Genomic DNA, 10,959 nt, shown 5'->3' with positions numbered 1-10,959 from the left:
TCTTTGACGGCAAAGTTACAGGAGAAGTTAAAGCGGAAGAAGGCGGTTTATATAGAATTTTAATTGACACCGAACAGGTGGCGCTAGGGGGCTATAAAGTCCAAGTCAGACAGGTTGGTTCTGAAAACGAAAAGGTAAGCGAAATGTCAGAGTCAAAAATGTTAAGAGTGTCGTCTTTTTCTTTCGCTCTCATTGATTTTAACGGTGACAACAAGATTGATATTCAGGATTGGAGTATATTTTTAAATAACTGGTCAGCCAAAGATGAGTTTGTTAAAGCAAAAAGCGACTTGAACGGCGACGGCAAGGTGGACGTATCCGATTTCAGCGTCTTTTTAACTAATTTTCAGCTTGGGAACAGATAATGTGGTATAATTTAATAAATCTATGTTAAGAAAAATTCTGATCATTTCAACATTCTTTGCGCTTTTATCCGTCAGTTTTGTTCAGGCGGCTGACTTTAATGCTACGCCATCAACCGGGCAATTTAATTTAAAACAAGAGTTCAGCGTAAATATAAAGATAGATGCGTCTGACGAATCAATAAATGCCGCCCAGGCAAAAATAAAATTCTCGCAGGACGTTTTGGAAGTAAAGAGTATTTCCAAAGATGGCTCCATATTTAATTTCTGGCTTCAGGAGCCGGAGTTTTCCAACACGGACGGAACGATTGAATTTATCGGCGGTGCGCTTAATGGCGTCTCCGGAGCGTCTTTGCAGGTTCTGAAGATAAATTTTATCAGCAAGGGAGCAGGAATCGGTGAGTTTTTGTTTAGCGACGCCGCAATAACCGTAGCCGATGGTAGTGGGACGAATGTATTGTCTAAGGCAAACGGAGCACGCTTTACAATTTCCTCCGTTACCGTTGTCCCGGCGCCAATACCAGCGCCGATATCGACGCCAACTCAAATTACCAGGCAACCGACTGTTGTTTCCGGGTTGCCAGCACTGCCCGTTGTTAAGATATCGTTATATCCCGATTCCGGCAGTTGGTATAATTTTGTTTCTCAATTTACTCCCTCTTGGGATCTTCCCCCTGATATTTCCGGCCTAAATACGGCCCTGAACACAAATCCTAATTTTATAGTTTCGCCAGTTGTTGAGGGTCTGTTTGAGAACAAAACATTTTCCGCGATTGACAAAGACGGCATCTATTATTTTCACATCAGATTTAAAAATAATAACGGCTGGGGACCAACCGCTCATTATCGAATTGCGATTGATACTCAACCCCCCATTCCTTTCAAAATTGATGTAAAAACCGGTTTAATCAGCGATAATCCGGCGCCCAAACTTTCATTTAAAACCGCTGATTCTCTTTCCGGTATAAGCCACGATGAGATTATCGTTAATTCAGAAGCGCCGGTTACTATCAATGCTTATGAATACACACTTTTACCTCGCCAACCCGGGGAGTATTTGATTAAAGTGAAAGTTTTTGATAAGGCGGGCAATAGTATTGAAGATAATGTAAAAATTGAGATTTTGCCCATTGAAACGCCAACAATCACTTCCATAAGCAAAAAGGTAGTAATTGGTTCAGAAGAGTCATTGGTGATTAAGGGTTTGGCAGTACCAAGCGCAAATGTTGTTGTTACGATTGGGGATAAAAACAAGTTTTTAGTTCTGCAAGATGAGGCGAAAAGTAATATTCAAGGCGAGTGGGAATTTCGTCTTGATAGAGAATTGCGAAGAGGAGATTATTTTGTAAGCGTTAAGGCAAAAGACGAAAGAGGCGCCCAAAGTTTGCCGACAGAACCGGCAAAAATATCTTTTGTAGAAAAGCCCACAATCTCATTGTTTGGTCTGGATGTTACTTTAAAAGAACTGCTTATCGTTCTGGTGGCCGCGGTTATTTTGGCGGCTCTATGGTTCTATAGAAAAACATTATTGCATTTAACCAAAGCGCACAGAGAGTCGGTGATTATTAGCCGGGATTTAAAGAATTCTTTCAGCGTGATTAAAAAGGACTTAGACAAGATCACAGAAGTAACAAAAAGAGGTGCGTCGTTTGAAACAAAAGAATTAGAAATTAATGTTGCTGTTAAAAAAATAGCGGATACTCTGGATAAAATAGACGAATATTTGAGCAAGGACATAGAACGATTAGAGTAGTACCCCTTTTATGTCTCATTTGTTTCATTTACCCTTGACCGAGACCCCTCAAATTGTCTCTGGAAAAGACCCTCAAAAAGCCTTATAATACCCCCAGTTACGAGGTCCTAGACCGGGTATGGTAGCAGTCCATGGAGCACAACAAGCACAACACAATTTATACTTGCCCGATGCACCCAGAGGTCAAATCTGATACTCCCGGACGTTGTCCTGGATGTGGCATGGATCTTATCCAAAAGGAAGTTGATGGAAGCGTAACGGAATATGATGTTTCGGAGTTGAGCCACAAGGACCATGAGGCTGCAATGACTAATCCTCAAATGGCAAAGAAAATGGAGCAAGATATGCGCCGTCGGTTTTGGATTTCATTTTTGCTTTCAATTCCAATTTTTCTTTATTCGCCAGTCGGTGAAAAAGTCCTGGGGGTAATTTTGCCTTCGCCGATTCCTATAAATTGGTTGCTCTTAATTTTAACCACACCTATTGTTTTCTGGACGGGTTCTATTTTTATCACCGGCACTTATTATTCTCTCAAAGCGCGTAAACTCAATATGTCCGTATTGATCGCTACGGGTGTTTTAGCGGCGTATTTATTCAGTGTATTGCTAACATTTATCCGGCCAGAATCAGAAACATTCTATGAGGCCGCCGCTCTTCTTGTCACGTTCGTACTTTTCGGCCATTGGATGGAAATGAAATCGCGGCGTGGCACTTCTGATGCTTTGCGCGCGCTTTTTGACCTGGTGCCACCGCAGGCAAATGTAATTCGCGAGGGCAAAGAGGTTGCCATTGCAAGCGCCGAGATTGTCCATGATGATATCGTAGTTTTGCGTCCCGGGGATAAAGTTCCGGTTGATGGCACTATAACCGAAGGTGAATCGTCTATTGATGAATCGTTGGTTACGGGTGAGTCAATTCCGGTCGCTAAAAAAATTGGCGATAAGGTTATAGGAGGTTCGGTAAATCAAACTGGTACTGTAAAATTCAAAGCTACACAAGTTGGTTCAGAGACGGTTTTGGCGCAGATAATAAAAATGGTTGAGATTGCCCAGAATTCCAAAGCGCCGGGTCAGCGTATTGCAGATAAGGCGGCCGGTTGGTTGGTTATAGTTGCAATCAGTTCGGGGTTAGCAGCATTTTTAGGCTGGTATTTCGGCGCCGGGGTCGGTCTCATTACTTCTCTTACTTTTGCTGTATCAACTGTGGTAATTGCTTGCCCAGACGCGCTTGGACTCGCCACTCCTACTGCTGTCGCGGTAGGCACGGGTATAGGCGCCAAATACAACATTCTTATAAAAGATGCGGCTACTCTTGAAAATACTTCGCGGATCAATGCCATTATTTTGGATAAAACCGGAACTCTCACAGAAGGTAAACCGAAAGTTACTGATGTCGTGGCATTTAATAATTTCAGTGAACAGGAATTACTTAAATACGAAGCCAGTCTTGAGGCCGGTTCTAATCATCCGCTTGCCAAAGCTATTCTCGAAGAGACTAAAAGGCGTAACGCTTTGCCGCTCGAGCCAATAGAAAATTTTGAGTCTATTGCCGGCCACGGGCTTAAGGCAAAAATAGACGGCAAAATCGTTTTGGCCGGTAATGAAAAACTGCTCCAAAACAATGGTATTATCATTGAACCAATGAAAGATGTTCTTGGCCGTCTTGCTGAGGAAGGGAAAACTTTGAGTTTGTTGTCCGTTGATAGAATTTTTGCCGGAGTCATAGCTGCGGCTGATTCTTCAAGAATTAATTCCAAAAAAACTGTTTCCGCGCTTAAAAACCTAGGCATGGAAGTCGTGATGATTACGGGCGATCATATGAAAGTTGCGGAAGGGATCGGAAAAGAAGTTGGGATTGATCGTGTATTTGCGGAAGTGCTTCCGGAAAACAAAGCTAAGTATGTCAAAAAATTGCAAGATGAAGGCAAATTTGTGGCAATGGTGGGGGACGGTATTAATGACGCGCCAGCTCTTGCCCAAGCTGATATCGGTATTGCCATTGGTGCCGGCACTGATGTTGCAATTGAAGCCGGCAACATAGTGCTTATGAAGTCAGATCCTTATGATATTGTAGCGGCTTTTCGTTTGAGCAAAGCGACGGTTACCAAGATGAAACAAAATCTATTTTGGGCCGCGATTTATAACATGCTTGCCATACCTGTTGCCGCCGGTATTTTTTATAATTCACTCGGCTGGTCTTTAAGACCGGAAATTTCTGCACTTCTAATGTCAGCATCATCCATAATAGTTGCAACAAATGCCGTTCTCTTGAAACGTGTTGAACCAAAGTTAAGAGTTTGACATAAAAAACTTTTTATACTATTATTAACTTAAATTAGACGGCCGTACGGCCTTTTTTATTCATTTTATCCCGTTAGAAGTCGCCCTAGCGGGTTTGCGTTCACAACCAGTAAATAATCAAAAGTCTTGTTGTGTAGCCACAACTTATGTATAAGGCTGCACAGCCCCGAACCGTCACCTTTGGTGAGCTACGGGGCAAGCAGCGACTTCTAACGGGATGGAAATACGAAACATTGCAATAATTGCCCATGTTGATCATGGCAAAACAACCCTGACCGATGCTCTTATGCGTCAGACCGGAGCTTTTGCCGAAGGTGTATCAATGGATTCAAACGCGCTTGAACTTGAGCGCGGTATTACGATTTATTCAAAAAACGCGGCGATTTCATATCCTTCGGCAAGTTCAGGACGTCCCGTAACCAAGATAAATATAGTCGATACTCCAGGTCATGCCGATTTTGGTTCAGAGGTTGAACGCGTCCTGCGTTCCATAGATTCGGTACTTTTGGTGGTGGACGCGCAGGAAGGGCCGATGCCGCAAACACGTTTTGTGCTTAAAAAATCATTAGAGCTTGGTTTGCGTCCGATAGTTATTATAAATAAAATAGACAAACCAGCCGCAGATCCAATTAAATGCGAGGAGCAGGTACTGGAGCTTTTTCTTGAACTGGGTGCCAACGATGAGCAGGCTAATTTTCCAATTGTTTATGCAATAGGCCGGCAGGGTGTTGCCAAGAAAAAACTTACGGATGAATTTTCTGATCTTGCTCCGCTTCTTGATACGATACTTGAGCATGTAAAACCGGCTTCATCTGACGAGCTGGCAGATAAGCCTCTTAGAATGCAGCCATTCAATCTTGGTTATGATAATTTTTTGGGCCGGCTGGCGGTGGTGCGCGTATACGAGGGGACGGTTTTTTCTGGCCAGCAGGTTTTTATTAAAAAAATTAACAACCAGACTGGTCAGATAGACACTCGTTCCGGTAAAATTACCAAGGTTTTTACGTTTGAGGGATTGCAGAAAAAAGAATTAGAAAGAGTCGATGCCGGAGATATTGCTATGATTGCCGGTTTGCCTGATATATATATCGGTGAAACTATAACCAGTGATCAAAATGCCGAACCGCTTCCGGCCATTGCGGTTGATGAACCGACAATTAAGCTGATGTTTCTTATCAATAACTCACCGTTTGGCGGACGCGAAGGCAAATTTGTTACTTCCCGACAACTGCGTGAATATCTTGAACGTGAGGTTGAGGTAAATGTCGGACTTCAAATTGATTTTTCTTCTACGGATAGTTTTGCCGTACGTGGCCGAGGCGAATTGCACATTGCAATTTTGCTTGAGAATATGCGCCGTGCCGGCTATGAAGTTCAGGTTTCACAGCCGCAAGTTATAATTCATGAGGAAAATGGAGTTAAGCTTGAACCGTTTGAGGAGGTGATAATTGATACGCCATCTGAATATCAGGGCACTATCATTGAACGGCTTGGCACGCGAGGATTCGTTATGTCTAATTTATCTAATACGCACGAGTTGATCAGAATTTCATTTGAGGGACCAACTAGAGGACTCTTGGGTTATAGAAATCAATTTATTATAGATACCAAGGGCGAAGGCATCCTTTCCTCAAGGTTTATTGGATTTAAACCGTATGCTGGCGATATACGCAAGCGTGTGGTTGGTTCTATGATTTCAATGGCCGATGGAAAAACACTTGGCTATGCCCTTTGGGGTCTTCAGGAGCGTGGCGCTCTTTACATAGGGCCGGGAACAGAGGTCTACGAGGGTATGGTTATAGGCAATACCTCTAAGGGAGAGGAGATGTATGTTAATCCGACCAAGGGCAAACAGCTTACAAATGTGCGAGCTTCGGGATCGGATGAAGCCATTGACCTTACACCGCCACTGCCGTTGACCATTGAGCGCGGTTTGGAAGTAATGGCTGAAGACGAGTATCTTGAAATCACCCCCGTCAGTGTTCGTCTCCGCAAGCAGCTTCTCACTAAAATTGATCGTTCCAAAGCGCGTCGGGGCGACTAGTTTGAATTGGCAAGATCTATGTTTATTGCAAAAAACTATAATTTTTTGCTATAATTTGAATATATAAAATAATCATATGCTCGATCAAAATCTTACAAAAAAAGAAGAGTATGATCTCAATAAAAATGCGGAACGAGGCCAGCAAGCTCGCAGTCAAAAAACTCGCGGACTGAAGAGGGGTTTAATGTGGAGTGGTATTTTTGTTGTACTCATTGGGGCAGTTTGGGGTTTGACAAAACTTTCAAATAATCCGGGTGATATACAGGAAGCGGTGATTATAAGCGGTGTTACCGCCGAAGATTGGGTTGAAGGCAATAAGGAGTCCCAAATAACCCTGATTGAATATGGAGACTTCCAGTGTCCTGCTTGCGGCGCCTATTTTCCATTGGTTGAAAAACTGATGGATGAGCACGGCGATAGTTTTAAATTCGCATACAGGCATTTTCCTTTGCAACAACATCCAAATGCCAAGCCCGCCGCGTATGCCGCTGAAGCTGCCGGCAAGCAGGGTAAGTTCTGGGAAATGTTTGACATGATTTTTGTCCATCAAAACGATTGGTCTGGTAGAACAGACGCTGAAGACATATTTTTACAATATGCTGAAACGCTAGGTCTTAATATAGAGCAATTTAAAAACGATCGTGATAGCGATGTTGTTAAGGAAGATGTTGAAAAAGATTACGATTCCGGTGTGGCTAATAAAGTAAATGCGACCCCAACTTTCTTTTTGAACGGCAAAAAAATACAGCCGCGAGATTACGACGAATTCGTATCTCTCATTGAACAGGCCAGTCAGACGGATAAAAATTAATGTCCAAATTATCCAAATGGATTTTAGCAGGTTTTATCATTTTTAGTTTGGTTGGTTTTCTTGATGCGGCATATCTTACAATACAGCATTACAATAACGGCATCTTGCCGTGTTATGTTTTTACCGGTTGCGACAAGGTAATCTCAAGCAGTTACGCAGTTATTGCAGGAGTTCCAATTTCTCTTTTGGGAGCTATTTACTACCTTGTAATTCTCGTTATCGCGATTTTATATCTTGATACCAGGAATAAAAAAGTTTTGCGCATATTGGTCCACTTACCAATTGCCGGTTTTTTAGCTACTCTTTGGCTCTTGTTTCTTCAGCTTTTTATCATCAAGGCAATCTGTTTTTATTGCGTTATTTCCGCGATCACCTCAACCCTGCTTTTTGTTTTGGCGCTTTGGTTCATGAAAATTTGGCGGGACTTAAAAGTAAACTAACGAATTGTTTGTTAAACTTCTCTTGCGGTTTGTTTTAAATTGTGGTATTCTAAAAAAGCGTTATTTAAAAATCGGAGGATTGGGGGTTATGGAAAAACTAGCCAACATACGTCTTGGGTTTTCAACGGGTTGCCTTTATAAATCAGGCCTTAATTTAATTCAATGCCTAGACCTGTTAAGATCAACCAGCTGTCGCGTAGTAGAACTGGGGTTTGTAAAATTTAAAGATTTTTTAGACGGAGAATTTAAAAATCTGACAGCCCAAGATTTTAGAGATTTTGACTATGTCAGTTTTCATGCGCCGGTGCTTAACTACGGTTTTAACAGTGAAACGCGCGATGTTTTTAATTGGTTAAGCATTCTGAATTTGATCAGACCTCTAGATTTGATTGTCTTTCATCCTGATACGGTTGAAGATTTCTCAATTTTTTTAACCCAGAACTTTCCTTTTGCTTTTGAGAATATGGATAAGCGCAAGAAATCATTTAAATTGCCTAAAAGTATTCAGCTTTTAACTCTAATGTTCAGAAATTTTAAAATGGTTCTGGATGTAAACCATGCTTATACCAATGATCCAAGTACCGCTTTGACGGTTGAATTTTATGAAAAGCTTGGCGACAAGGTGGTCCAAATCCATCTAAGCGGCTACACGGGTTATCATGAACCGTTGTTCCAAAACAAACAGGCCGAAATCATAAAAAGCATTCAAGATACCAGTGTGCCGATTATCGTAGAAGGCGTTTTGAAACCGGAAGAATTAGTTCTGGAGCGTAATTATATACTAGAAACCTTAGCTGGAGCTTAATGCTTCTGTTTACTTACTTAAAAAAGACACTGAATGTGTCTTTTAAATTTATAAATTAGCAATTTGTTTAAAAATTAAGTAAGTACTAATTCCTTGTCGTGTATCCAACGATTGCCGATAAGCTGTCCGCGGCCGGAAATTTTTGACTCGCCGGTTACTAGGACATCACCCGATATCCACACGCTTCCTTTGATTTCAGATTTGTCGTGGACGTTAACATTACCGGAGAACATCGCATTCCCTAAAATATACGCATTTCCCCAAAAAGATACATGATCGCGGGCGCATACGGAATTTTCAATACGGACATTGCCGGAAACACGAACAAAACCCTCAAGATGAACCTTATCAAGGATAACTGCTTTGCCGGAAACAATAACTCCGGGACCGATGTAAACCGTGTAATCTACTTTAGCAGTGCTTGAAACCAGTCCTCCACCTTTGGGGTGATGGTGGTATATTTCGCCGTCTATTTCCAGGACATTTCCTGAATAAATAACCCTTTCGTTCATGGCTATTTCACCTCCTTTTTTAAGTGCATAGCTGTAATTTCAGCGATGTCTAATATATCCATTTCGCATCCGCTATGATTAGCGGCATCGCGAAGCATAATCGGGCAATAAGGGCAGGCAACCGCGATGGCGGATGCTCCTGTCCCTTTTACTTCAGCGAAACGTTTGTGGTTTATTCTTTCACGATCCTTACTCTTGAGGTCGTCAGCGATAAAAAGTTGCGCACCGCCGGCTCCGCAGCAAAAAGTATTTTGACCGTGATTTTTTGGTTCGAGTATTGAGATGCCGCAAGCGCGAAGTATGGCGCGCGGTGAATCCGTTATGCCAAGTCCTCTGGCCAGATAACACGGGTCATGATAACTCATTTTCCGTGGTGATTGTTCCAGAGTAAGATTTGGCAGCATGTCCGCAATAAATTCAGAATGATGTGTTACCCGGATATCTAAAGCCGCGTAAGACGCAATTTGCCTATAGTCTTTATCCAATATTGTCGTGCAGTGAGGACAGCAAGATATGATTTTTTTTACGCCTTTTTCTTCAAGTATTCCTATGAGTCGTTCGGCTAGCTGTGAATAAAGGTATTCGTTACCGGCTCTTCGAGCCGGTTCTCCGCAGCAATATTCTTTTGACAATACCCCCCAAGAAATGCTAGTCCTGTCCAAGACCTGTTTCATGGCTGTAGCTACTGCTTGTCCGTGAGTGTCATAACTCAAACCGCAACCCAACCAAAATAGTAATTCTTGTGAGCCGTCAAAAATAGGAAATTGCTTGGCCGAAATCAGTTTTTCGCGCGCGTCGTGGGAGACACCCCATGGATTACCTGGTGAACGTTCCATTGTCGTGAACAACTTGGTTATTTTATCATTTTCAACACGTCCCTCGCTTACAAGACCTCGGCGCAAGTCTAAAATTTTGCTTACATGTTCAATGCCAGTCGGACAGACGGATTCGCATGCTCCGCATGACAAACATTGGAAAAGATCGTTGTCTGCTATCCAACTTTTGCCGCTTTTTGTTTCTTCTGTGCCCGCAACAACTTCTCCATTCTGTAATAATCCTTTTTGCAGGTCCAGGATAATTTTTTTGGGGCTAAGAGAGCCTCCGGAAACATTTGCCGGGCAAACTTGGGTGCAACGCCCGCATTCTACGCAAGCGTTGATATCCAGTACGTCTTTCAAAGACAGGTCTGAAAAATTTACCATTCCCAAGTCATCATCGTTATCGTTTTCGGATAGCGGCCGCATCGCACTTGTTTTTTCGGAACGGAAAAATATCGCTACCGGAGCTAATAATAGATGAAGATGTTTTGACCTTGGGATTATCACAAGCATTGAGAAAAATGAGACTGTGTGAATCCACCAGGTCATTTTCCAAGCGGAACTTTCTACAGGCAGTATGCCCCAATTTATTAGGTATGTGAGCATAAGAATTAAGATTAAAAACGCGACGATGGCAGAAGTTAGCGAAATTTTTCCCAACGGTTTGGGTCTCAAAACGAATCGCCGGAAAGAAAGTCCAATTATGGCAATGATGACTACAAATGCCCATACGGCCGCAAATGCGGGGTACAAACCATCTATCGGTTCAGCCTGCTTGAGGCCGATAACGCCAAGATAAAGGTGTTCCATGCTTACCCACGCGAAAGCAATAAATCCCCACATGACCGCGGCGTGAAGTATACCAACCAGGGGTCTGTTTTTGACAACCCTATATTGGAGAAAAACCTCCAATATTACCCGCCACAACCGTTTCCCTATTTTGTCATGCGGCAGTCCGCAGGATTTATGAGCCCTGCTGAAAAGACGACGGTAAATAGTCCTGCAGAACAAATATAAGCTGATAACGGCTAGACCGATGAATACAATCCTGTCCATTGACCATTTCCTTTGTAAAAGTACAAATTTTACACTAGTTTTAGCACTTGCTTGGTGT

9 protein-coding genes are annotated in these 10,959 nt (G+C 42.5%); 7 read left to right on the top strand and 2 right to left on the bottom strand.

Translation table 11 applies throughout. The features are described 5' to 3' along the window. The 7 genes from HYT61_02640 to HYT61_02610 all read left to right on the top strand — a co-directional run. The coding region (locus HYT61_02640; GenBank protein ID MBI2063116.1) for a hypothetical protein at nt 1–365 on the top strand (365 nt) is incomplete at its 5' end. Nucleotides 366–387: 22 nt separating this feature from the next. Then, the gene (locus HYT61_02635; protein ID MBI2063115.1) at nt 388–2,115 is read left to right on the top strand and encodes a hypothetical protein; all 1,728 of its coding nucleotides are present in this window, start codon (nt 388–390) and stop codon (nt 2,113–2,115) included. Between the two features lie 170 nt (nt 2,116–2,285). Continuing rightward, nucleotides 2,286–4,415: a copper-translocating P-type ATPase gene (locus HYT61_02630; GenBank protein MBI2063114.1), complete on the top strand. Its 2,130-nt coding sequence runs from the start codon at nt 2,286–2,288 to the stop codon at nt 4,413–4,415. Between the two features lie 217 nt (nt 4,416–4,632). Next, nucleotides 4,633–6,459, top strand: coding sequence for a translational GTPase TypA (typA, locus tag HYT61_02625; GenBank protein MBI2063113.1), 1,827 nt, complete (start codon nt 4,633–4,635; stop codon nt 6,457–6,459). Between the two features lie 76 nt (nt 6,460–6,535). Next, nucleotides 6,536–7,270, top strand: a complete 735-nt coding sequence (locus HYT61_02620; protein MBI2063112.1) for a thioredoxin domain-containing protein — start codon at nt 6,536–6,538, stop codon at nt 7,268–7,270. Continuing rightward, the gene (locus HYT61_02615; GenBank protein MBI2063111.1) at nt 7,270–7,710 is read left to right on the top strand and encodes a vitamin K epoxide reductase family protein; all 441 of its coding nucleotides are present in this window, start codon (nt 7,270–7,272) and stop codon (nt 7,708–7,710) included. The genes HYT61_02620 and HYT61_02615 overlap by 1 nt, the downstream gene beginning before the upstream one ends. A gap of 88 nt (nt 7,711–7,798) precedes the next feature. Next, nucleotides 7,799–8,515, top strand: coding sequence for a hypothetical protein (locus HYT61_02610; protein ID MBI2063110.1), 717 nt, complete (start codon nt 7,799–7,801; stop codon nt 8,513–8,515). 74 nt (nt 8,516–8,589) lie between these two features. Here HYT61_02610 and HYT61_02605 read toward each other — a convergent pair whose 3' ends face one another. Then, nucleotides 8,590–9,027, bottom strand: coding sequence for a hypothetical protein (locus HYT61_02605; protein MBI2063109.1), 438 nt, complete (start codon nt 9,025–9,027; stop codon nt 8,590–8,592). Between the two features lie 2 nt (nt 9,028–9,029). After that, nucleotides 9,030–10,901, bottom strand: coding sequence for a 4Fe-4S dicluster domain-containing protein (locus tag HYT61_02600; protein MBI2063108.1), 1,872 nt, complete (start codon nt 10,899–10,901; stop codon nt 9,030–9,032). Nucleotides 10,902–10,959 lie beyond the last annotated feature (58 nt).

This window comes from Candidatus Yanofskybacteria bacterium, from assembly GCA_016181175.1.
GTDB lineage: Bacteria > Patescibacteriota > Minisyncoccia > 2-02-FULL-40-12 > IGHO2-01-FULL-4-A > 2-01-FULL-44-17.
The sequence above is the reverse complement of the archived record's forward strand: the minus strand, read 5'-3'. Positions and strand labels throughout refer to the sequence as shown.